This is a genomic window from Salegentibacter maritimus (genome assembly GCF_016236915.1).
In the GTDB taxonomy this organism is placed as follows: domain Bacteria; phylum Bacteroidota; class Bacteroidia; order Flavobacteriales; family Flavobacteriaceae; genus Salegentibacter; species Salegentibacter maritimus.
The window spans coordinates 1-23,987 of record NZ_JAEHOK010000023.1; the positions used below are offsets into that span (position 1 = coordinate 1).

Genomic DNA, 23,987 nt, shown 5'->3' on the forward strand with positions numbered 1-23,987 from the left:
GGGTCTGTAAATTAAACTCTGTCTGATGTTTCAATTCCTCTGGGGCTAGCCCCAGAGGAATTGGCGTTTATGTCCAGCGGTATCCGGTCTCCAAATTTAATATAAAATTGCTGAATCGTAAGGCTCCAATTATGCAAAGGAGCGGTCCATTTCTTCTCAATGTTTCGTGTGGCCAGGTAGACTAGCTTTAGCAGCGACATATCAGTGGTGAAAGCACCCTTGGTTTTGGTAACTTTCCGGATTTGCCGATGGAAGCCCTCTACGGCATTAGTGGTGTAAATAATCTTCCTAATGGGTTCTGTATACTCAAAATACTGGGATAGCTGTTCCCAGTTACGCTGCCAACTTTCAATAACTACAGGATATTTATTACCCCATTTCCCTTCCAGGTTCAATAGCTCATCTTCGGCTACATCTTTAGTGACAGCCCTATAGACCTTTTTCAGGTCTTTCATAAACTCTTTTTGATCTTTAGAGGCAATATACTTCAATGAATTACGGATTTGGTGTACAATACAAAGCTGAACCTGAGCCTTTGGATAAACGCTTAAGATGGCTTGTGTAAAGCCTTTGAGATTATCTGTACAGGCTATTAAGATATCCTGTAATCCACGGTTATGAAGGTCGGTTAAAACCTGTAGCCAGAAATTAGCACCTTCGCTCTCAGAGATATACATCCCCAGGATTTCCTTTTTCCCTTCTTTGGTAATACCCAGGATGTTATAAAGTGCTTTGTGGGCAATCTTTCCATCCACTTTAACTTTATAATGCATGGCATCAAGCCAAACAATACAGTAAAGGGGTTCTAAAGGACGACTTTGCCAGGCTTTGATATCAGGAATGATCTGATCGGTGATCTGGCTTAAAACCGTATGGGAAATATCGGTATCGTACATTTCTTTGATATGACCCGAGATGTCACGGTAGCTCATTCCAAGTCCATAAAGACCGATAATTTTTTCTGAAAGATTATCAGCCAGAATCGTCTGTCGCTTTTTAACCAGTTCCGGTTGGAAGCTACTTTGACGGTCTTCAGGGGTTTCAATGTCAAAAGAGCCAAAGCCACTTTTAAGCTTTTTCTTTCCCTTGCCATTGCGTTTATTCCCTTTGGAGCGTTCATCACTACTTAGATGAGAGTCCATCTCTGCCTGAAGGGCCTTCTCAATAACGTTCTTGAGCATCGGTGCAAAAGCACCGTCTGCACCAAAAAGGCTTTTGCCTGACATGAACTGGTCAAGCACCTTTTTCTCGAATTCTTGTTGTTCTTTTGTTGCCATAATTCTGTATGAATGAAATTAATAAATAATTCAATTCAGACAGAGTTTATTTTACACTCTCTCTAAAGTAATAATAATCATTTTCTCTGCCTTCAAAAACCACCGGCGTGCCATGAAAATAATTTTTTTGAGTAAAAATCTTTTTCTCGTCTTCGTTTGATAATTCTTGAATCTCTTCTTTATAAACTTCTTTTTCCAATTGAAATTTTATTTAAAGCTTGATACCAACGTCTCGTATAAAAACAGTGCTGGTAAGCTTGATTGTCCTGCGGACAATCAGGCGCAGCAAGCGAGCAGGGAGTTTCGATTTGAGACGCATTTAAGCATCTTTTTATATTGTTAGCCGTAGTTTTTTATTATTCTGTCTGAGTGGTTATATTGTTTTTTGAATCCAATTTTTTCCACCATTTTATTTGATGATATATTTTCTTTGGTGGTCATAAGAAAAACTTTAATTCTTTCTTTGTGGATTTTTTCTGTTACAAAAGAAAGTAAATGAATTCCATTTCCTTTAGCCCTAAACTTTTTATCGATAAATATGGTTCCAATCATATTTAATTCTGGATGAAGAAAATTCATTATAGTACAAAACCCAACAATTTTTCCTTTAAGTTTCAATCTATAAATTAATTTCCGAGAATGTAAACTTTCGACCATTGCAGTCGTGGTTTGTAGATCTTTGTCATTTTTACCATCATATTCTTCATGAAAGTATTTTTGATAAAGAATACTCAATTCTTTAATATCTTCTTGTTTAGATAAATCTACTTCCTTCGAAAATTTAGTTTTAAGCTTAAGAGAATTTAATGAATAGTAGTACCTTTCTTTAAAAGGTTCAAGTGAATAATCTAAATTGCTATTTGACAATTGTTCAATTATTTGAGTGTTTCCCGTGAAATGAAACCCATTTCCAAATTGACCAAAATCAATTTTGTTTTTAATGATTTTGGTATCACTATGAATTAAGTTATTACTGTTGAAAAGGTAATTGCCAGTTATCCAAAAACCTACACACCATCTATCCTCTATTTCATAAATCCAACAATCATAAAATTCAACATTATTCGAAAATACGCGACCAAATGCATTAATTATATTGTAGAAATTAAATTCATTATATCCGTCTAAGCTTTCGATATGATAAATAAAATTAGCATCTAAATTATTTGAATAATCTGTGAACATTTTATTTTTTAAATTACGGCTAACTTGTTATAATACTATAAAATACAATTATTAAATAGTACCTGTATCGGGATAATAAGAGTTTTTCCAAATATAAGATAATCGAAAAACTTAATTATGTGGAAATCTGTAAATAAGGCTAGCAGTTGCAACCGCCTTTTAAAATAAAAAGCACTCTTTTGTAAATAATTGAGGTTAAGTCAATTGATGCATTAAAGTAAACAGATACAAAATAGTCTGTCTTCTTTTTGAAATGTGAATTTTTGATTTATAATTCTTTCTAAAGCTAGAGTTGGAAATACTCTACCAGCCCCATATCTACCATAACTAACCTGCGCCGGATCCTATGCTGTTTTTATAGCGTACGGGAAGTTAAGCGTAAAGTAAAAACAGCATAGGGGCGTTATTCGATTTAGATAATAGGTCACCTATTCCTCATATCGTCTTTTAAGAATATCTAGTTCGGTAAAATTAATATCTATTTTATAGTACGGCTTCCCAAAGGTAGGTTCTACTTTAGTTATCCCGTTGATAATCTTTGAGATCATTTCTGAAAATTTCCTTCGATCCTTTTGTCGTGCATTTTTAAGCAAATTGTATTCCTCCTGCGAAACTTTTCCATCTTCCAGCTCCCATTCCTCCCTGGTCAATCTTCTAATGTTTGTTTCCTCCAGTGGTCTTGTTTTAGCCTCTATTTTTTCAGCTTTATCAAAAAGTCCTGCAAGCATATTATAGGTAGGCTTATGATATTTTTCTTCGTGCTCCCTGAGCAGGGCAACGATAAAATCCAATCGGCCAATTACATAATTATATAGCCCAATATAGTGCCTAAAAATTGGACTCCTGGGATGAATCTTTGTGACTTCAAAAAAGTCCATCATATCATCCAGGCTTTCCGAATGAGAGGGACCTATATTTTTCGAAAACTTACGAAATCGTGCTGCCGTGATGCGATTAATACTAATTGCAGAAAACAGGCTTTTTCTATCTTTATTTGTTTCCATTACAGTAATTTTTTTCTTTGCTGCTGGGCTTCTTCAGACCAAAGAGCTGGTTTTTGCTCCATCGATCATTTCATTAGGTATTTTTATTAATTTTTAAAACACTGAATAACAGTGTTTTAAGTTAGAGGGTGGTTCCTAAGTATCCACTCTGTACAGTAGATTATTCCCCTGTTTACAGTAGCTAACGAATGATTCTAATTATTTATGCACCAGGGTTTTAAATATTAAAAACCATAATTAATTGAATATCAGTAATTTAAAAATTGTAACCTTGCTTTAGCAGGTTACCCTCTTGCTATTCAAATTCCATCCACTCCGCTTCTGAAATTCCAATAGCTTTTCCATATCATTAAATCACTAGAATCAAGTGCTTATTGATCAGCCCTGGAACTGCTTTAAAATTTTCTAAATTCCTCTTTAACTACTTTCCCCTTGATTCTTTTAGGGCTAAAATCTCTTGAGGAGGTAAGTCAAAAAAGTTAATAACTGTAATCTTATTTCCCTGATTCATTTTCTAGTTCTGAGCTTCTAAAATCAGGCTATCAAACTCTTTTTTGGCTTACTTCCGGATCCTCTTTTTGGACGAACCTCTTTTTCCTAAGCTGTAGCTTTTGCGAAGGCGTGGAAAATGTGGTGAGGACTTTTTACTACCAATCATTCTCGCCAGCTTTTCCCTTCCCATTTGATGATATTAAACATTTCCGGCAACCGGTCTCCAATATGATGTCCATACCGGGCGGATATAGCTGATGGATTTTCATTGGTAGTCACAAAAGTTTTTAATCTTCGCCGGTGTCTTTCATAAAGCAATTTTCCGATAATCTCTTCCCGGTTATAAGCCTTGTTTTCTTTACCCACATCATCCAGGTACAGTTTTCCGTAATAATAATCTTCCAGTTTAAAATTGCTGTTTTTATTCTGTTGCGATTCGTAATAACGTGTCAGTAAATGAACTGTCGAAATCTGAGGGAACCATAGTTGTGCACTTCGGGTCTGATCCAGAATTATTCTTCCAATGTGATGAATGGCATCAAAAAGCGTGGATTTTCCTACGCCGTAACCTCCATACACCAACAATCCTTTGTCGAGTCCTGGTTTATTTTTTATGATACCAAACTCATTAAAATTAGGCTGTTGTAGGAAATACCGGAAAATGCTGAACACTACGTGTTGGTTTTCTTGTGTTATTTCGAATTCGGGATACTGAGTGCGAAATAAACTCCAAAACACGTGTTTGCTAACCAGAGTTCGTTTAAAGTCAGGTTGCCTATTTTTTACAACTGACTTTGATAATATATATGGAAACTGGGTGCTAGTCATAACTCTGAATTTTATGCTGAACCTGTAAGTCCATTGTTTTAAGTCTCATCGGCTTATTGCCCTGGGCGATCAGCTGTCCAATTTTCTCCCTGAGTTTATGGGTGCTTAGGATTATTCCTTTCCAGAATTCTTCAGAACCATTTAGCAACTCATAAGCAAGCTGAAGTTGTTCTTCTGAAACACCATCTTTTTCCAGCATCAATCGAATTGGTGTCAAACAATCCTCGAATCCCGCCTGGTCTACTTTTTTTGTTGGTGCGCCTTTATTTTTTAAATTTTTTAAAAAGAGTTGCTGAAATTTAAATGCCCAGTTGAAATAGCCCAGATAGTTTTCTGGAATTTCAGATTTATCAACTTTTAGAAATTCTTTTTTATTTAAAGTTTTAAGGTTTTGTAGTTTAAGGTTTAATTGTTTATTTATACTCGCAATGCTTCGGACTTGCTTTGAGCATTGCTCAGACACTGCTGTGTGCAATGCTTTATGCAATGCTCTGTCCAATGCTTTAGGCGGTGCATTGGTATTTTTTACCAAAGCAATAATGTTGGAGGTGTATTGGTTTTTGCTTTTCTGGACCCATTTAATAAATTCCCAGTCAACCAGGTCTTCAAGCGCCCGGATATAAGTTTTATAATTTTTAATTCCCAAAGCTTCCATAGCCAGATCAGTAGGGAAGCCAAATGTTTCTTTCCAACCTAACCTATTGCAACGTTCTATGGCAAAAAAGTAAATAGCGGTATGTACGGGTTTAACTTTGTTGGGATGATTAAAACTGAAATCAAACCACGCCCTTGAAAATTCATATCCGTTCATAGGAATAAAATTTATAAGTGGATTGAAAAATCGATTTTAATGGATCGGGCTTAAATCTATAAGTGCCTGTTCAATTTCGCTTCGCTTATAATACACACGTCGTCCTAATCCATATGGTTTCAGTTTGCCCCGCTTGGTCCAGTGGTGTACAGTTGAAAGGTCAATTTTAAGCATTTTAGAAACTTCAGTCCTTGTGAGGTATTCTTCCGGTTCTTTTGGACGAAATTCTTGTTTAAGGATTTCAATTTCTTTCTTCACTCCAAGTAGAATAACGTTTACTAATTCCTCAGGAGTTGTCTGGTGTAGTTGGATAACTTTTTTCATTACATTGAGTTTTTTGGTTTACAATGCAAATCAATAAAATTTCATGGCATACCATTGGCATACTATGTCGTTAGTACGTCATAACTTTAACTTTTTCTTAAGTTAAGATCGGTTTATCCATTGTTTCAAATGGAATTCCAGCTCGTGAATTAAGGGTGTTAAGTCTGTGGAACGTTTTCTTATAGATTGAAGTTTTTCACGCTTGTCAAAAGGTAAATCTAATAGTTGCTGAAAAAAATCAAATACTTCTTTTTCGGATCCACCATTAATTTTTTTAGCCTGGATAAGTGCTTTAATTAACTCGGCCAGTTCGAGAGGAGTACCCAGCCATTTAATACGATTTTCCTCGCGGAAATCTTTCAATTCCCGCTCTTGTAAAATACTATTTACTTTATAATGTTTATCAAGGCTGAGAATAGATTTTTTGAAATCTAAAGTGTCCTGTTGGGAATATTGTGGTAGCGGATTATGGAAGGTGAAAAATTCGGTGATAATATTATCCTTCTCTGGAAGATGAAATTCCTCCAGTTTATTATGAAAAGCTTGAATAAAATCATATTCAGCAAGTAGATGGGGTTGACTTTGTATGGGTAAGCTCGGTAAATTTTTATCGACAGCTAAGACTCCTGTTATTTGCTGAACAATAGCTTCAAATAATAGGAAGTGGTATTTTTCTTTTGTCTGTAACGGTACTCCTTTATAGAGTAGAGGTCTTTTATAAGTAGTATTGAAATAGGCCTTGACCTGGTAAGGCATGACTTTATAATTATTGATGAAGATTAGAATATCTTTATACAGGTCCCTCATAAAGATTTCCATATCGACCTTAAAATACCTTCCGTGGGCTTTCTTAAAATAAAAATCGTAAAATGCGGAATTGATATCGATTTCCAGGAATTGCTTTAAGGAACATAGCTTTAAAAATGGTAGCTGCAACTGGTTATATTCAATATTTTTCGGCTTCATCTTTTAGATCGATATGATTGGATTCATTATAATTCCCATTTAACTAAAATCAACTTTTAGCCGCCAGTTTTTCGTATAAGTCAGCTATTTGCTGGGCACTATCCATAGCAGATTTCCCTATATATCCTAAGAACATTTTTTCCGTGCTATGTGCGGTGATTCTCATTAATAATGGTGTTGGAAAGATACCGTATTGGTTAGTTGCAAAAGTCCTTCGACATACGTGAGAAGTAATCAATTCGTATTTGGGGAAAGTGCCGGTTATTTTCCTTTTTGTGCCTTTCTTTTTATAACGGCCTTTTTCATCTTTTTCAAGTATTTCTCCGTTTTCATCAAGCATAACAATTTTTGCTCCTTCTGTAAGCGAATTTATTCCAACCGTATTACATAGAATTTTTAAATCGTTATTAAAATTTTGAAGGGCTATTGGGTAGGGTAGTCCTTCTTTTAAAATTTCTTTGGTAGTGGGAAGCACAGGTATAGTAACATTTTTGCCTGTCTTCTGTTGTTTTAGTTCAATTAGTTCCAAGCCCTTTCTTGTTATAAAATTATCTTTCGATAGTCGAAGTAGATCACCTCCTCTTTGACCAATATTGCAACCCAATAACAGCCATTTTCTAACATTCTTAAGGCTATCAGATTCTAATTGGGCCTTTTCAATTTTAAGAAGTTCTTCAGGAGTTAAATAAATGATGAAGTCATTTTTTGTTTTTCCTCCTTTTACCTTCTTAAGTTGATGACTAACTTCTAAACCATTTATTTCAGCATCTGCACAGACTGACTTGAGATCATCAATTTTTTTTCTGGCGTAACCTTCAGAATAATTTTGTGAACTGAGTAGCCAATCTAAAAATTTTCTACCAAATTTGATATCTACATCTTTCACTCGATACTTTTTAGCCCCTTGGTACTTTTTGAAAACGTTCAAAAGGTTTTTATAGGATTTAACCCTACTTAAAGAGATTCCCAAGCCTCCTCGAGCATTTTCTCGGGTATGAGCATTATCTATTAATTCTTGAATACAATCTGTTATTAAATCACTTTTAATTCCATCATCCACATGTTCATCTTCCTCTGGATTGTAAAAAATGTAAAGAATTTCTTTAAGCCAATTTTTCTGTTCAGGTTTGGGTTTTTGCTTCTTATACTTAGAAAGAAGAAAGTCTTCTAATTCGGACAGTTTTGAATTAACTTCGGCTATTTTTCTTTTGTCAACTGCATCTAAACCCCGCCTTTTATGCCTTGTAGTATTCCAATACTCTTTTGGAACCTCCAACTCTGTTTTAGCTTCAAATTGAAACTTTTTGTTATTATTATCCTTATCTTGTAGGCGTACTGTAAGTGGAGCTTGTTGCCTTTTGGAACGGTAAAGAAAATATATTGTAGCCATAAGGATTTATTGAGTAATTATAAAGATAAGACATATTCATTTTTGTTGTACGCAAAATGTACGCCCGAGGAAGAATATAAAAGAATTTTACGCAATCCATAACAATTTAACCTGGGACAATATAGTGCCGGAAGCTGTTGATTTTACTAAGCTTATACTGGTTTTTGTGGATATAGGAAATGAACTTAAAATTTTAAGGAAACACTACCGTCCCGAGTACTTAAAGCCTTGTTAATCATCTGATTTTCAAGGCTTTTTTGTTTTGTGGGGCTACGTTGAGGGCAACCTCTTATTGAAACTGTCTATTTTTACATGATTTACTTTTTTTATATCATTATCTTCTACAGAGTAGGTTCAATTATTATACTATGAAACAACTTAGAGATTATATAAATAAGAACAATAAAAAATTTTTCCTGGGTATTAATGTAGGGGTTATTATAGGAATTTTACTGGGATTATTTTTTATACTAAATTAATCAGTAATTGATTTGGTGGATAATTTCTTTATCACCATTTTCCTATAGTCTATTCTGACTCTAACCTGTGGAAAGTTTTTGCTTAGTATTAAGCCGTGGTAGTAACTGCTTTTATGACCAGAAAATGTTCTTGATCCAGTATGGTTCAGAATAAAATTTTGGGTGTTTTCCAGAATAGAAAAGATATCTCCGGTATATTCCTTTTTATCGATGAAAACATCCATTGTAGTTCCCTCAAATCTTGCACATTCTACCAGGCAATACAGCAGATTATTGGGAAGGATTAATATTGATTCCGCCATCAGTGTAATTTGGTATCCTGAGGTTAATGTTATTTTCCCTCATTAGATTTACTCCTCATCAATTGAAATACCTTCTTAATAACGATCAACTTCCAAGTAAAAACTCAAATTATGATTTGATGAATTCCAATTAGACATTCCTTTTTCTCTGAAATATTTTGTGTCTAAAGGATTAATACCTAAAGGAATCGCGAAAAACTTACTATCTGGAGTCTTCTTTTTACTTTCTAACCATTGTATAGTAACAGCGAAACTACCTAATTCTTCTTCTAGATAAATATCATAAGTATCCAAATCAACTTTAAACCAATCTGACTGAATATCTCCTACATCAAAAATAATGTCTTCTCTATTAAGTAATTCAGTAGGCTCATTATTATCTAATCGATATACATTTAACCTAAACTTTACAGAATTATATTGATTACTTCCGACATAAAAGTTTAAACTTTTAAGCCTATAGTCACCGTTCAAATTAAATTTCATCCCTGCTTCTGTACCCAGTTTGTCATTTTGTACTTCACCTGCAGTATAAAAATTAAACCATAATGTTCCCGTACCAATATGGTTCCTTCCAATTGTTTTTTCTTTTGGTTTTTTACTCGGAATAACAACTTCTGTAAGTTTATCTGATTGCGGTATCATTTTCACTACATTTTCTTTATTTCGCAAAGAAGATATTTGAATTAATTTCTTTTTATATCCAAGAAATGAAAATTGTAAAGTGTCACTTGATCTTAGTTTCTTGTTTAAATTAAGATTAAAATTTCCGTTTTTATCCGAAACGGTTCCAATATTTGTTCCTTGAATCCCGATATTGGCATAAGGTAATTCTGATTTAGTGTCAGCATCTATTATTTTGCCTTTAATATTAGATTGAGAATAGGTAAATGCACTTATTGAGAAAAATAAGATTGAAAGGATTTTATTCATGTGTGGGTTTATCGTTCAAATTAACAATTGAGTTTTAATTTTACTTGCCAACGCCAACATTCTGTATAATCATCAACTACGTTTATTAATATACCGTTTGGAAGTATTCCCTACAATCTTATCTAAAACCCTTTCATAAGGCTTCATTTCTCTTTTGTAGTAAGCTTTGTGAAACTTTTTCCAGTAATCTAAAGACATACTCTCTTTGGCCTTATATTTCAGTAAATTATGTCATGAATTTATTACAAGGTACTTTTTGAATTTTCGTGGTTTCATTGACTGCTTTTGCATTTCCATTCCTATAAAACAGTAATAAAGTTGATTTTAATCATCCCAATTTATGGAATATTCACCTGTAGGTGCAGTCTCAATCCATTTTCCCTCAATGATTTTTTCGTTACCCGTTCTGTTATTAGTTAAATTAAGTCTATATGAAACCTGTCGTTTTCGCCATTCCTGTTCAATGTGAAATGCAGATTGACCTTTAGGAATTGCAACTTTTTGCATTTCTTCAAAACCGTGTGGGTTTATCGAAGAGTACTCACTATACAACCTTTCCTCGCCATTAAAGTAAATTTCATTTTGATTAATGTCTGTGGGAACTTCAACCATTAAAGAATCATTCTTTAACCAAATAAATGCACCGTCTTCAGGGCTTTTAAAATGCGATTGAATATGAGTGTCAACCCCTCCATATGGGGAAATTGAAATCTCCTGGGACTCTGGTACATCGAATGTGTAAGTTGTTCCCTTCCTAACAAAAAGGGAATCACCATCATCTTCATTTAAAGTGTAGATGATGCTATTAAAGCGGTATCCCTGCGATTTTTTCTGAAATACTTCAATCTCTTTGACTTCTTCACCTGATTTAAGAACTAGAGTAAAACCAAATTCCTCCCCGGAACTGTTTTCTTTTAATATAACTTCAAGCAAAGAAGGAGTATTTCTGGTTATAACAAAACCTTTAATATCCCACAAAGCTTCGATTTTGCCCAGATCTTCTAAAGATAACACTGAATTTTCCTTAGTCATTTCCCCTTCTTGGGAATAGATGTTCCCGAAAATACTATAATCACTATTATGGTTTACGACCTCTGCGATTTGCCAATTACCATTAGTAAAAGATATTTCTGTTTCACCACCTTCTGCTTCCATTTCAATTAAAGTGGTTGACGGTTGTATGGTAGATAGTTCATTATCACTACAGGAAATTAATCCTATTATTAAAAATAGACCAATGAATATTTTCATGTTTTTTTACTTCTCATTTTTTGTCATTTATTATAGGACTTTGGTTTTTTAACTTCGTTACGGTTTTACTTGTTAAAATTGCTACGTCACCGCTTAGTTTTTATTTGCCTTGTATATTAAACCCACTACAGCTGAACCATCATTAAAAAGTATAAAAGTTTCAGTTCGTTCCTGTTTGGTGTTAAGTTTTGGGCTGAAATAGGAAAAAGTGATAATAAGCTTATTTACTAATAATTCGTTTGGGTCTCTACCAGTATATCTGTTTAAGTATTTAGGATTGCCAATCCTGGATCTCTTTTAAATTCTTCTCTTTTTCATTTAATTCCCGAAATTTTACTTGACTTAGCCTCGATCAATGGAGAGGCAGTACTTCTGTTTATAGTTTGGTGATCTAAAAGATAAAGAAGAATTTTTTTCTTTTCAGGGGCTAATCGTCCATAATCGTTCGTAAACGGTCGTTTTTCGGTCGATTGATTGACTGGAGTTTCCTTTTTGCGAACGATTTCGATATTCATAAAATCATTCTCTTCTTCTATTTTAGGAGTAGGTAAACCATATTCTTTGCAGGAGTTAATAATACGGTTAATTCTGCTTTCTCATTTCCATTAGAATCCAGTTATTTCAAATTATGATTTTTTCAGCCTGCAGTAAAAAAAATACTCCTGCCAGCCAATCTTCTCTTATTTGATTTTTAACAATCCTCATCAGGATCTTCAACCGCACAATGATCGGCGTGCCAGGCATTTCTTTCGCCCATTGGTTTTTCCATTCCTATGGTAGTGTCGTGGCGGGTTTGATGTTCCATTTCTGAATTTATCTCAGCACCCATTAATACAATAAAAGCGGTTAAAAATAACCACAACATTAATATTGCTACGGCAGCAAAACTTCCGTAGAGATCATCATAACTTCCAAAATTGGCTACATACCACGAAAATAAAATAGAGCCGGCCAGCCAAACCAGGGAGCCAATTACCGCACCCCAGCTTACCCAACTAAATCTTGGATTTGTTCTGTATGGAGCAGTTTTATAGAGCATACTTAAATTAAAAATTAAAATAAGTCCCAAAAACACCCAACGTAACCAGTTGAACATGTTTTCTAATTGTGGTGTTAAGCCCAGGTTTTTTATGAGTAACGGGAAGAAAATCACAATTAATAAACTAATGAGTCCTATTACTAAACCTCCCAGGGTAAACAACAGGCTTAGCAGATTTTTCATGATAATTCCCCGGCCATCAATTTCATCGTAAGCAATATTAATACCTTGCAAAAGTGCACTTGTTCCTTTATTGGCACTCCAAATACTTATAAGAATACTAATAAATAACCCCCAACCAATTTCTTTTTTAGAACGTTCTAAAACAGGATCCAGGAAATCGGTTAGCATATTAAAAGACTGGTCGGGTAAAATAAGGTTTAGGTATGAAATCTGTTCTTCAATTTGCGAAGGTTCTAAAACCAGGCTATAGATGGAAATAGCAGCTACAATAGTGGGGAAAATTGCAAGAAAGAAATAAAAGGCAACCCCGGCTGAAATTATTTGTATATGGTCTAATTTCATCTCTCGAAATACACGTTTCCCAATATCTATCCAGCCCGATATTGGGATTTGGTGTGGCCATTTAGCTTCTTGACCCCGGTAATTATTTCTGTTTTTACTCATTTTATAGATACTAGATTTTTACCTCTATTTAAGTAAGCCTAATATTTTTTGAAAAAGGGAATCTTTATTTCGCTTATTGATTTTGCTTTTAAATTCCGGTGCTCGAGCCTTTCGGCGGATAGCTTGATTGGTTTCTAAGAGCATCAATTTGCTCCCTGGTAAATTCCGGTATCGGCATTTCGCGCTCTTTTCTCCAGTTTTCAACTTCAGCTTCGGCTCTGGCCGACTTCTCTTTAGAAAGCCCGGGATCTTTTCCGAAATAAATAGTTTGTGAAGGGAAAGCAAAATCGGTACCGCTGCGGTCTACAACTTCCATCATTCTAAGCATAAGGTCTTCGCGTATTTCCAGAAATTCTTCATAACTGCGTGCTTCTAAATAAGCAAAAACTTCAATATCTAAAGAGTGTGCGCCAAAACCTATAAAGCGAATCCTGGCCGGATCTTCATAAACTTTTGGATGTGAATAGAGTGTTTTTCGTAATTCGGTAAGTAAAAAACGCAATTGGTCTGATGAAGTTTCATACCTGAAATTTAGAATGCTTGCGAACCTAAATTTATCTCGATAGGCATAATTCTCTATGGTGTCTGATGAGAAAGCTCCATTGGGAATGGTGATAAGTGTACGATCCAGGGTTCGAATTCGTGTAGACCTAATCCCAATTTTTTCAATAGTTCCGGTAATTTCTCCCACTTTACAAAAATCACCTACTCTAATGGGCCTATCGGCTATTAAAGTTACACTTCCTACAAAGTTTTCTATAGTTTTTTGTGCACCAAGGGCCAGTGCTATACCACCAATTCCCAATGCTGCGAGGCCGGTGGTTACATCTACACCTATAGCCCCCAGAATTGCTATAATTCCAAAAGCTACAATAGCTATTTTAGCTGCACGTTGTAAAAATAGGACTATAGAAACCCCGGCAGGGTTTCCGCGTAAAAGCATTTTTTCCTGAGTTATCTTTCCAATAAAATCAGATAATCTCCATAAAAGGATAAGAATAGCAGCAATCCCTATGGTTATGGTAATGGCGCTAAATTTCTGCCTTAGAATAAATGAAAGTTCAAGGTTTCTTGAAATAGATACAAATATCCATACCGCCATATAAAGTTTTACAGGTAGTTTCAGCGCAGTAATGATTCCTGAAATTGGCGAATGTCTTGCTTTTTTCCATATTTTCTTTAGTAGAAATATAATGACAGAAACTATTAGTCGCGAAATTAAATAGCTTATGGCAATAAGTATTACAGCAATTATCCATTGGCCGGCCGGAACCCCGCCCCATAGGTGCTTTTTTAAAACACCGGGCATTATTTCATCTATATATGTAGGGTTTTCCAGGTTAAGCGAGCTAATAGCCCTGGTAGTTTTAGAGGAAAAAAGCCATATGGGATGGCCGGCTTCATCATCATATTTTTCTAAAAAAATAGGTATGGTCTCACCATTAACCTTTACACTACCAATTTGATCCAAATTTGCATCTATATCATCATCTAATTTGCCACTTTCTTCATTGCTAATTATGTAATAAGACTGTATGTTTCCTTTTTGGTCAAACAAACCTTGTAAAATCCTAATAACTCGCTCTTTCTCTTTTTCGGTAGAAATACCCGCCGGAAAATTTAAGTATTTAGCTGCTTTGTTATAGTTTAGCTCGGCCATTGCATCTATAAAACCATTTACCGCTCCTCTTGGCGTTCTTCTACCAAGGGGGTCTTTAGGGGTTTCCTTTGCTTCCTGCTCTTCATTTTGTGTTTTAGATAATGGGAATTGCGCCTGGATATCTATGCTTGAAAACAGCAAGAAACAAATAATAAAAATCTGATGTACGCGGGTTATTGACTTCATGAGTTGGCAGTTTTCAAACTTATACCGAAGATAAGCAATTGTTTTTATCGCTTAGTTTTCTGGCTTCAGTTCTAACGTATTTATAGAATTCAGACTTATAAATCTTCCTTAAAACTTGATCGTAAAATCTTTAAAGAAGGTTAAAGTTCTTGAAACAGCTTTTTTAAACCTATAAATTATAGAATAGAGACTAAAATAATGAAAAATGGAAAAAATAGTAAAGATTAAAGAAGTGAAGCTTGTAACTCATGATGTTAAACAATTTATAGTAGAAAAGCCTGCTGGTTATACGTTTACCCCGGGTCACGCCACCGAAGTTTCTATAAATAAGCAAGAGTGGAAGGATGAAAAAAGGCCGTTTACCTTTACCAGCTTAAACGAAGACGATTATTTGGAATTTACGATTAAGATCTATCCAGATCATGATGGGGTGACTGAACAATTAGGTAAATTAAAACCTGGAGACGAATTAATTGTTCGCGATACCTGGGGTGCCATAGAATATAAAGGGCCGGGATATATTATTGCCGGAGGAGCAGGAATAACTCCATATATAGCGATGCTGCGCGAGCTTAAAGAAAAAAATAAGCTAGACGGAATAACTTTATTTTATTCTAATAAAACCGATAAAGACATTATTCTAAAAGAAGAATTAGATACTATGCTGGGGAAAAATGTAACTTATGTGATTACCGACCAAAAAGATACTCATTTTACCAAAGCTTATATAGATGAAGACTTCTTAAAAAAACATATAGATAATTTTAATGAAAAATTTTATGTATGTGGGCCGCCGAAAATGACAGAAGAGGTAGGTGAACTTTTAGAAAAATTAGGTGCGAATCCAGAGTCAGTAACCTTAGACGATCAGTAAAAAAAAAAGCATCCTTCAAGTAAAATTATTGCTAAGAGAGGTTTTGCTTACCGGGTAGGGTTAATTGAGGAATATGTTATCTATAATATTTTAAATGGAATATGATATTTTTTGAAATTAATAATCCGGGGTTGTTTCTTGTATGTGTACTCATCTTTTTTGCTGCGGTTTTTCTCAGGTATCTGGTCGCTGCAGGGATTTTTTATTGGTATTACTTTAAGCTGAAAAATAAAAAGTTTAGTGCAAAAAGGTTAAGTAAACGTGGCTTTAGAAAAGGGCAGTTAAAAAGTGAGATCTACTGGAGCATGTGGTCTTCTGTAATTTTCGGCTTTTTTGGTGCGGTAACCTATTTTCTTTGGCAAAGGGGCTTTACTGCCATTTACTTAGACCTGGAAAAATATGGGCTTTGGTATTTACCGGTAAGTTTTATTTTGCTTTCTCTACTGCACGAAACTTATTATTACTGGATACACCGTTGGATGCATAAGCCCGGTGTTTTTAGAAAAATTCATAAAGTACATCACGATAGCCTGGTGCCCAGTCCCTGGACGGCTTTTTCATTTCACCCCTGGGAGTCTCTATTAGAAGCCATAATAGTCCCGCTGTTGTTACTTCTGATACCCGTACATCCAATTGTTATTGGTCTCTATCTAATCTTTATGACATTTAGTAGTGTAATAAATCATTTAGATATTGAAATCTATCCAAAATTTTTTAGGAAAACCTGCTTCGGTAAATTGTTTATTGGGGCTACCCATCATCATTTTCATCACGCCGAGTTTAAGACCAATTTCGGACTTTACTTCACTTTTTGGGATAGATGGATGCAAACCAAAAGTAAGTCTGAGGCTTCCTCTGAGTAAGGAAAGCCCATTTTGAAAAGTTTTATAGATTATCCTAAACTTGTTTCAGAGTTTGTACTAATTTTTTTGGAGATTTAAAATGTGAATATTTTAACTATGCTAGAAGCTGAAAAACAAGTTTAGCTTGAGGCTGGTTGCCAATCTAAATTCTTCTCTTACGATTATTTCAGGCTTTTGTAAGCTTTCCGTATCTTGAAGCCAAAATAAAAATTCATGATAAAAAAACTACCTGTTCTGGGGCTGGCTGCAATGCTTGCAGTTGGTTGCGGAAGTGAGAAATCTCTTTTTGGCGGTAAGGATAAGTCGGCCGAAAACATACCTAAAAAATCAACCAACGGCCTCAAATCTTATAATCAGGTGATACCTTCTTCGGCTAAATCAGACGAAGGTCTCTTTACCACACATTTTGTAGACGATAAACTCTACTTCGAAATTCCTTTAGATTTACTGGATAAAGATATGCTTTTGGTAAGCCGTATTGCCGGGGTGCCCGATGGGTATGGTGGGGGCTATGTAAATGCCGGTTCTAAAGTAAATGAGCAGGTGGTGCGTTGGACCAAACGAAAGGGTAATATAGATGTTAAGGTAATTAGCTTTGAAAATATGAGTGATGAAGAATCACCTATTTACAAATCGGTACAAGCCAATAATTATTTCCCTATTTTATTTAGTTCAAAAATTGAGACTTATAATGCAGACTCTACAAGTGTGATAATTGAAGTGGGCGATTTGTTCGAAAACGAAGTAAAAGCCATTAACGGGCTTTCGTCTTCACTTCGGAAACGTTATAAAGTTAGAAGACTAGATCAAAATAGATCTTATATAGAATCGGCAAATTCGTATCCAAAAAACATAGAGGTGAAACACGTGATGACTTACGAAGCCGAAGAACCACCAACAAGGGACCAGGCCGGGACTATTTCTATGATGATGAACCAATCTATGGTATTGTTGCCAGACGATAAAATGCAGCCTAGAATTGCAGACCCACGTGTGGGCTGGTTTACTATAGATAAGTACAATTATAATTCGGAAGAATTAAAAGCCGATGATTATGAGTTAATTAGGCGTTGGCGATTAGTACCTAAAGATATTGAAGCATATAAACGTGGAGAGCTGGTAGAGCCGGTAAAACCCATTGTATATTATTTAGATCCTGCCACCCCTAAAAAATGGAGGCCTTATTTTAAGCAAGGAATTGAAGACTGGAACGTGGCTTTTGAAAAAGCAGGATTTAAAAACGCGGTTATTGCCAAGGATCCGCCTACTAAAGAAGAAGATCCTGAGTTTAGCCCCGAAGATGTTCGCTATTCTGTAGTGCGATATGTAGCCAGTACCACAAGAAATGCCGTTGGCCCTTCGGTAACCGACCCGCGTACAGGTGAGATTATAGAAAGTGATATTATTTGGTACCACAATCACTTGCGTTCTTATCGTAACCGGTTTATGATTGAAGCCGGTGCCCAAACCGAAGATGCCAGAACCTTAAATACCCCCGAATCTGAAATTGGAGAAATGATGCGTATGGTAATTGCGCACGAGGTGGGGCATGCACTCGGTTTACCGCATAATATGAAAGCGAGCTCAGCCTATCCTACAGATTCTTTAAGGTCGGCTGAATTTACCCAAAAGTATGGTTTAACTCCATCTATCATGGATTATGCGCGTGTAAATTATGTGGCACAACCTGAAGATAAAGGCGTGCGATATATAAGAATGATGGGGCCATACGATTTATATGCCATCAACTGGGGATACCGGTATTTGCCTGAAGCTAAATCGGCTGAAGCAGAGAAAGAAAAATTAGATGCCTGGATATTGGAAAAAGCAGGAAACCCCTGGTATGAGTTTGGAAACGGTTATGGGGGAGTAGATCCACAATCCCAACGTGAAAGCCTGGGAGATGATCAGGTAAAAGCCAGTGAATACGGCTTGGCGAACCTTAAAAGAGTGGTGCCTAACTTAATTGAGTGGACCTCTAAAGATGGCTACGGCTATGAAGATTTGGAAGAGGTTTATAGAGAATTAACCTATATGTGGAGAGGTTATGTTTCTCACGTGGTAACCAATGTTGGGGGCATTTATGAAACTCGTAAAACCTCAAATCAGGATGGTGTGGTTTATAAAAACGTGCCTAAACAAAAACAGAAAGAAGCTGTAGAGTTCCTGGTAGATGAGGCTTTTAGCACGCCCAAATGGTTGCTTAACCAGGAAATATTAGACCGTATTGAAGCTTCAGGAGCTATAGAACGAGTACAAAATTTACAAACCCGGGCCCTTAAAAGCTTGTTGGATGAAGACCGGTTAAACCGAATGATAGAAAATGAAGAGATAAACGGAAATGAAGCTTATACCGCTATTAATTTAATGCAAGAATTACGAAAAGGCATTTTTAGCGAACTTTATAGCCGTAAAAATGTTGATGCGTACCGCCGTAATTTACAACGTTCTTATGTGGATATTGCTTCAAATTATCTCAAAAAAATGAAGTCAGAAGGAAATGAAGCTTTATTAAAATCAGATATATTGCCATTGATGCGTGGTGAGATGCAAACATTAAAGCAAGATATAAACCGAAGAAAATCTGGGGTAAATCATTCGCTTACCAGATATCATTGGAATGATCTAATTGCCAGAATAGATGCTGCGTTGGAGGTAGAGTCTTAATTTTTTTAAATATCAATAGAAACCCCGAAAAGCATAAAGGTTTTTCGGGGTTTTATTTTTTTTACCTTAACTTGTTCTATAAACTTTCGCGATTATTTCAGAATCTATTTAGTAAAGATTTAAAGTTGAAAAAAAGGCTTGCTTTTAGGTTTGTGAAAAATAACAAACATTTGTATTATCCTCTAAAGTTTTCCCTGACGTCAAAAACTATTGCACGGGAAAATCAAAATAAGTTTCAGGATAGGGCTCATTTCTAAGGGTATAATGCCACCATTCTTCGGAATACGGTCGGAAGCCATTTTTGAGCATAATTCGTTTTAACAACAAACGATTTGCTTTTTGTTCTTTGTTAATTTTATTGGTATTATGGTGGGAAATATCTCCGAAGAAATCATATTTGCTGCCCATATCCAGTTCTTTTCCTGTATTCATATCTATAATAGTGAGGTCTACGGTACTGCCCCTGGAGTGCCCCGATTTGCTGGCTATATAGCCCAACTGAAATAAATCTTTTTTAGCAATTTCAGGGTAAAATATATTTTTGGAGAGCGTGTCTTTTGGATGTCTGGCCCATTCAATAAAATGGTTTACTGCGGTTTGTGGCCGGTAGGCATCAAAAATTTTAAGGCAATAGCCTTCCTGCATCAGGTCATCTTGGGCATTTTTTAGTGCTTCAGTAGCCACTTTGGTTAAAATGCCAACCGGTTTATAATAGGCATTCACCGGCTTGCCAATAAAATTATTACTTCCGGCATACCTAATATCCAGCTTTATGTTAGGGATTTGTTCTTTGATATAAACAAAATCTTTGGGAAGTCCTTTTTCCTGGGCCAGGCTTATACTTAAGTTGCATAGGAAAAGGAAAAGATAGGTTAAGTTTTTCATCTTGGCTAAATTTAATTCAGATTACTCGATAATCGAGGCTTAATGTTTGGAGCTTTGCCTCGATATTACAAAAAGTTTCTTTAATGTTTTGTTGACCTGCTGTGAGGTAAGTTACTTAAAATATTATTCCCTGATTTTCATCATACTTTTTTCTTGGTTAAAGGCTTAAATTTAAGCTTATTAATTAAATATTCAGGTCATGGAATTAAAAGGTAAAGTAGCTCTTATAACAGGCGCAGCATCGGGAATAGGAAAAAGTACAGCCTTACTTTTTGCAAAAGAGGGGGCAAAAGTTTTTTTAACCGATATTAATGAACAAGATGGAAAGGCCTTGGTTACTGAAATTGAGGAATCGGGAGGAGAAGCTGCATTTCTTAAAGCCGATACCTCTAAGCCAGAAGATTCTGAAAAAAGCGTAGCCCAGGCAGTAAAAAAGTTCGGGCAACTGGATGTTGCCATAAACAATGCGGGTATAGGTGGTCCTCAAAATCCTGTTGGGGAATATGAAATTGAAGCCTGGGATAAAGTAGTAAGCATTAATCTTTCCGGGGTTTTTTATGGAATGCGATATCAAATTCCTGCGATGCTTAAAAATGGCAAAGGAAGTATTATTAATGTAGCTTCTATTTTAGGAAGTGTAGGTTTTGCAAATGCATCAGCTTATGTGGCAGCCAAACATGGGGTTGTTGGCTTAACAAAATCGGCAGCACTGGAATATTCGGCGAAAGGAATACGGGTAAATTCTGTAGGACCTGCTTTTATAAAAACACCATTATTGGAGGGGTTGGACAAGGAGCTTTTGGCGCAATTGGTAAGTGTTCATCCTATTGGGCGTTTGGGAGAAGCAGATGAGGTTGCACAACTTTTTGTATGGTTGGCAAGTGATAGGTCTTCTTTTGCCACCGGGTCTTATTATCCTATAGATGGAGGGTATTTGTCTCAGTAAGATTTTAAGTTTTTATTGGTGTAAACAATAAATAGACTGAAAAAGTTTAATAAACTCCTTACTTTTTCCAAAGGCCTTTGGGGCTATTGTTAGCGTCTGCATTGTTTTTTAATCGGTGAACAATCAAAAACCTGGAGATATGTTGAATAAAGCCTAAAATCAAAATTTAGCTAGAAGAAAGTAGACTATGCAGAAAGCCTCTTGCCAATAAAATTGGTTTTCGTTCTCTAAAATATAACTTTATGATTTTCATAAGAAATTGAGAGGTGGATTGCTGCTGAAAAATAGTATTTTAGAACTTTAAATAAGCAAATCTTAACCGAGAATCTAGTTTATATTTATGGTAAAACCTCATACCAACGAGCTTTCTGAAAAAGAAAAAAATATCCTTACTAAATATGCCTTACAGCTTACCCAAACTATTAGGGAGCCGTTGCTGGTTTTAGATGAAAATTTTTGCGTTTTAAGCGCTACAACCGGGTTTAAGAATAGGTTTAAGCTTATTGAGCAGGCCATGGATGGAGATTCGGTTTTTCACTTAAACAAAGGGCAATTAGATATACCTGACTTTAGGAATAGTCTTGAAGAGGTCTTAAAAACAGGTGAGGCAATTAATGAGAAGACTTTTAGTATTGATCTTAATAAGAAAGGAAAAAAGAGGTTTGCTGTAAATATTTCTTTGCTGGAGTCTCCTAATGCGCAGAATATACTTTTGGTTAGCTTTAGGAAGCTAAAGGAAATGAGTAAAACCGACAAGCAGGAGGCTGTTTTTAATCGTATTTTTAAAAATATCCTATCAAAAACTCCTGCTGCTATATGTGTATTACGCGGGCCGAATCATGTCTTTGAGGTGGCCAATGAGAATTATATGAAACTGCTAGGGCATAGGGATATTATTGGTAAGACTGTGCAAGAAGCGATTCCGGAGGTGGGTAACCAGGGTTTTATAGAACTTTTAGATGAAGTATACAAAACAGGAGAACCTTATATAGGTAAGGAAACCCAGGTACAACTCAAAGTAGATGAAGATAAATTTAAAAATTCTTTTCTAAACTTTGTATACCAACCCACCAGAAACCATAAAGGAAAAATAGATGGGATCTTCGCCCATGTGATTGACGTTACAGAGCAAGTAGAGGCACGTAAAGCTGTAGAAGATAGCGAAAAACGCCTACGGGAAGTGATTGATGCTGTCCCGGCAATTGTTTGGATTTCCGATACTAAAGGGCAAACGGTTTACCTCAATAAAAACTGGTATAGTTATACCGGGCAGGACAAGGAAACTTCTGAAGGTTTAGGGTGGTTGGAAGCCATTCATCCCGAAGATAGAGAACAAACTAAATTATCATTCCTGGAAGGTCATGAGCAAAAAAAAGGCTATAGTATAGGCTTTAGATTGCGCAACAAAAAAGGAGAATACAGATGGGTGCTAGATAAGGCAGGCCCTAAATTTGATTCCAGTGGCAATTACGAAGGTATGATAGGTACCTTAATAGATGTCCATGAAGAAAAAAATAAGGAAGACCTGGTTAGGGAAAAAGATCACCGGCTACAGGGGATTGTAAAAGAGGCTACCGTAGCTACTGCTATTTATACGGGAAGGGAAATGCGTATAGATCTTGCCAACGATGCTATGATCAAGCTTTGGGGCAAGGATAAGTCGGTTATCGGTACTCCATTGCATAAGGCCTTGCCCGAACTGGACGGACAGCCTTTTTTAGGTTTGCTTAGAAATGTTTTGGATACCGGGGAAACATATTGGGGAAAAGAAGACAAAGTAGATTTAATGATAGACGGTAAAATGCAAACCGGCTATTACAACTTTACCTATAAACCCTTAAGGGACAAAAACGGGAAGATTTACGGAATTTTAAATATGGCGATAGATGTAACAGAATCTGTTACATCAAAAATATTGCTAAAGGAAAGTGAATTTCAGTTTAGGCAAATGGCCGATTTAATGCCCGGAATGGTGTCTAAATCCAACAAGGAAGGTGTGGATATTTATTTCAATAAAAATTGGCTGGATTTTACCGGAAATGACACTACAAAGCTTAAAGAAAAGGGATGGTTTCAATATATCCATCCCGATGAAAAAGGAGGGTTTTTACGTGCCTGGCAAGATTGTCTAAGTACCGGTTGTAATATGGAGATGCAATTGCGCCTTAAAAATAAAGAAGGGAAATATATTTGGCATCTAAGTAGATGTGAAGCGGTAAAAGAAGACGACGGTTCTATAAAAATGTGGATTTCTGTAAATACCGAAATAAATAAGATTAAGGAAGAAGAAAAGCGGAAAGAAGAGTTTTTAAAAATGGTAAGTCATGAGTTAAAAACACCGGTAACCTCCATAAAAGGCTATGTTCAGCTTTTGTTAACCTTAATCAAAAAACAAGAGGCGGCAGAAGATTCAAAACTCCCTCTAAAACCTTCATTAGAGCGCATAAATCATCAGGTAACCAGGTTAACCCGTTTAATTTCAGAAATACTGGATCTTTCAAGGATTAGGGAAAATCAATTGGAACTAAAAAAGGAAGAATTCAATTTAAACGAATTGGTTAAAGAAACTATTCAGGATATTAATTATACCAATACCCAACACGAGATTAGCTTAGATAGTGATAGTCAGTTTAGGGTGATGGCAGATAGGGATCGTATTGGGCAGGTAATTATAAATTTTGTAATGAATGCTATTAAATATTCTCCGGGGAGCCAGAATATAATTCTTAAAATTACCGGAGAGGGTAAAGATAAGGTAAGGGTAAGTGTTAAAGATTTTGGAATAGGAATAGGAGAAGAAAATTATAAAAAGATTTTTAGGAGATTCTATCGGGTAGAAGTTAAGCGGGAAGAAACTTACTCGGGTTTTGGAATTGGTTTATATTTGGCTAACGAAATTATAGAAAGACATAACGGAGAAATACAACTTAAAAGTAAGCTGGGTGAGGGGTCAGAATTTTCATTTATTTTGAACACTACTTGCGTTACTTCTTAATTA

At 35.7% G+C, this 23,987-nt stretch carries 20 protein-coding genes; 5 read left to right on the plus strand and 15 right to left on the minus strand.

The window, feature by feature from the left end; translation table 11 throughout:
* Positions 1–11 precede the first annotated feature (11 nt).
* The 14 genes from I6U49_RS14170 to I6U49_RS14235 form a co-directional block, all read right to left on the minus strand.
* Positions 12–1,277, minus strand: a complete 1,266-nt coding sequence (locus I6U49_RS14170) for an IS256 family transposase (RefSeq protein ID WP_262894938.1) — start codon at positions 1,275–1,277, stop codon at positions 12–14.
* Positions 1,278–1,323: 46 nt separating this feature from the next.
* Positions 1,324–1,476: a hypothetical protein gene (locus I6U49_RS14175; RefSeq protein ID WP_198629316.1), complete on the minus strand. Its 153-nt coding sequence runs from the start codon at positions 1,474–1,476 to the stop codon at positions 1,324–1,326.
* A 140-nt stretch (positions 1,477–1,616) separates the two neighbouring features.
* Positions 1,617–2,462, minus strand: a complete 846-nt coding sequence (locus tag I6U49_RS14180; protein ID WP_198629317.1) for a GNAT family N-acetyltransferase — start codon at positions 2,460–2,462, stop codon at positions 1,617–1,619.
* Positions 2,463–2,890: 428 nt separating this feature from the next.
* On the minus strand, positions 2,891–3,466 hold the full coding sequence (locus tag I6U49_RS14185; protein ID WP_198629318.1) for a BfmA/BtgA family mobilization protein: 576 nt from the start codon (positions 3,464–3,466) through the stop codon (positions 2,891–2,893).
* A 654-nt stretch (positions 3,467–4,120) separates the two neighbouring features.
* Complete coding sequence (locus I6U49_RS14190) at positions 4,121–4,786, minus strand: ATP-binding protein (protein ID WP_198629319.1); 666 nt, start codon at positions 4,784–4,786, stop codon at positions 4,121–4,123.
* Positions 4,779–5,597, minus strand: coding sequence for a hypothetical protein (locus I6U49_RS14195; RefSeq protein WP_198629320.1), 819 nt, complete (start codon positions 5,595–5,597; stop codon positions 4,779–4,781). The genes I6U49_RS14190 and I6U49_RS14195 overlap by 8 nt, the downstream gene beginning before the upstream one ends.
* A 36-nt stretch (positions 5,598–5,633) precedes the next feature.
* The gene (locus tag I6U49_RS14200; RefSeq protein WP_057480593.1) at positions 5,634–5,921 is read right to left on the minus strand and encodes a helix-turn-helix domain-containing protein; all 288 of its coding nucleotides are present in this window, start codon (positions 5,919–5,921) and stop codon (positions 5,634–5,636) included.
* A 102-nt stretch (positions 5,922–6,023) separates the two neighbouring features.
* Complete coding sequence (locus I6U49_RS14205) at positions 6,024–6,887, minus strand: RteC domain-containing protein (protein WP_198629321.1); 864 nt, start codon at positions 6,885–6,887, stop codon at positions 6,024–6,026.
* 49 nt (positions 6,888–6,936) lie between these two features.
* Complete coding sequence (locus I6U49_RS14210) at positions 6,937–8,277, minus strand: phage integrase SAM-like domain-containing protein (protein ID WP_198629322.1); 1,341 nt, start codon at positions 8,275–8,277, stop codon at positions 6,937–6,939.
* Between the two features lie 475 nt (positions 8,278–8,752).
* On the minus strand, positions 8,753–9,058 hold the full coding sequence (locus tag I6U49_RS14215; RefSeq protein WP_198629323.1) for a hypothetical protein: 306 nt from the start codon (positions 9,056–9,058) through the stop codon (positions 8,753–8,755).
* Positions 9,059–9,133: 75 nt separating this feature from the next.
* Positions 9,134–9,991 carry a carboxypeptidase-like regulatory domain-containing protein gene (locus I6U49_RS14220; protein WP_198629324.1) on the minus strand — a complete coding sequence of 286 codons (858 nt, stop codon included), beginning with the start codon at positions 9,989–9,991 and terminating at the stop codon, positions 9,134–9,136.
* 324 nt (positions 9,992–10,315) lie between these two features.
* The gene (locus tag I6U49_RS14225) at positions 10,316–11,242 is read right to left on the minus strand and encodes a hypothetical protein (protein WP_198629325.1); all 927 of its coding nucleotides are present in this window, start codon (positions 11,240–11,242) and stop codon (positions 10,316–10,318) included.
* 691 nt (positions 11,243–11,933) lie between these two features.
* Positions 11,934–12,908 (minus strand): YihY/virulence factor BrkB family protein, encoded by a 975-nt coding sequence (locus tag I6U49_RS14230; RefSeq protein WP_198629326.1) that lies wholly within the window; start codon positions 12,906–12,908, stop codon positions 11,934–11,936.
* 88 nt (positions 12,909–12,996) lie between these two features.
* Entirely contained in the window at positions 12,997–14,754 is a 1,758-nt protein-coding gene (locus tag I6U49_RS14235; protein WP_198629327.1) for a mechanosensitive ion channel family protein, read from the minus strand.
* Positions 14,755–14,959: 205 nt separating this feature from the next.
* On the opposite strand from I6U49_RS14235, the gene I6U49_RS14240 reads away from it, so the two are divergent.
* The 3 genes from I6U49_RS14240 to I6U49_RS14250 all read left to right on the plus strand — a co-directional run bounded on the left by I6U49_RS14240 (position 14,960) and on the right by I6U49_RS14250 (position 19,158).
* Complete coding sequence (locus I6U49_RS14240) at positions 14,960–15,628, plus strand: FAD-binding oxidoreductase (protein WP_198629328.1); 669 nt, start codon at positions 14,960–14,962, stop codon at positions 15,626–15,628.
* Between the two features lie 101 nt (positions 15,629–15,729).
* Positions 15,730–16,491, plus strand: coding sequence for a sterol desaturase family protein (locus tag I6U49_RS14245; protein ID WP_198629329.1), 762 nt, complete (start codon positions 15,730–15,732; stop codon positions 16,489–16,491).
* Between the two features lie 213 nt (positions 16,492–16,704).
* Complete coding sequence (locus I6U49_RS14250; protein WP_198629330.1) at positions 16,705–19,158, plus strand: zinc-dependent metalloprotease; 2,454 nt, start codon at positions 16,705–16,707, stop codon at positions 19,156–19,158.
* 207 nt (positions 19,159–19,365) lie between these two features.
* Here I6U49_RS14250 and I6U49_RS14255 read toward each other — a convergent pair whose 3' ends face one another.
* Complete coding sequence (locus I6U49_RS14255; RefSeq protein WP_198629331.1) at positions 19,366–20,043, minus strand: M15 family metallopeptidase; 678 nt, start codon at positions 20,041–20,043, stop codon at positions 19,366–19,368.
* 199 nt (positions 20,044–20,242) lie between these two features.
* Between I6U49_RS14255 and I6U49_RS14260 the strand changes: the two genes are divergently transcribed.
* Together I6U49_RS14260 and I6U49_RS14265 are read left to right on the plus strand one after the other, a co-directional pair.
* Complete coding sequence (locus I6U49_RS14260; RefSeq protein WP_198629332.1) at positions 20,243–20,989, plus strand: SDR family NAD(P)-dependent oxidoreductase; 747 nt, start codon at positions 20,243–20,245, stop codon at positions 20,987–20,989.
* A 340-nt stretch (positions 20,990–21,329) separates the two neighbouring features.
* Positions 21,330–23,984 (plus strand): PAS domain S-box protein, encoded by a 2,655-nt coding sequence (locus tag I6U49_RS14265; RefSeq protein ID WP_198629333.1) that lies wholly within the window; start codon positions 21,330–21,332, stop codon positions 23,982–23,984.
* Positions 23,985–23,987 lie beyond the last annotated feature (3 nt).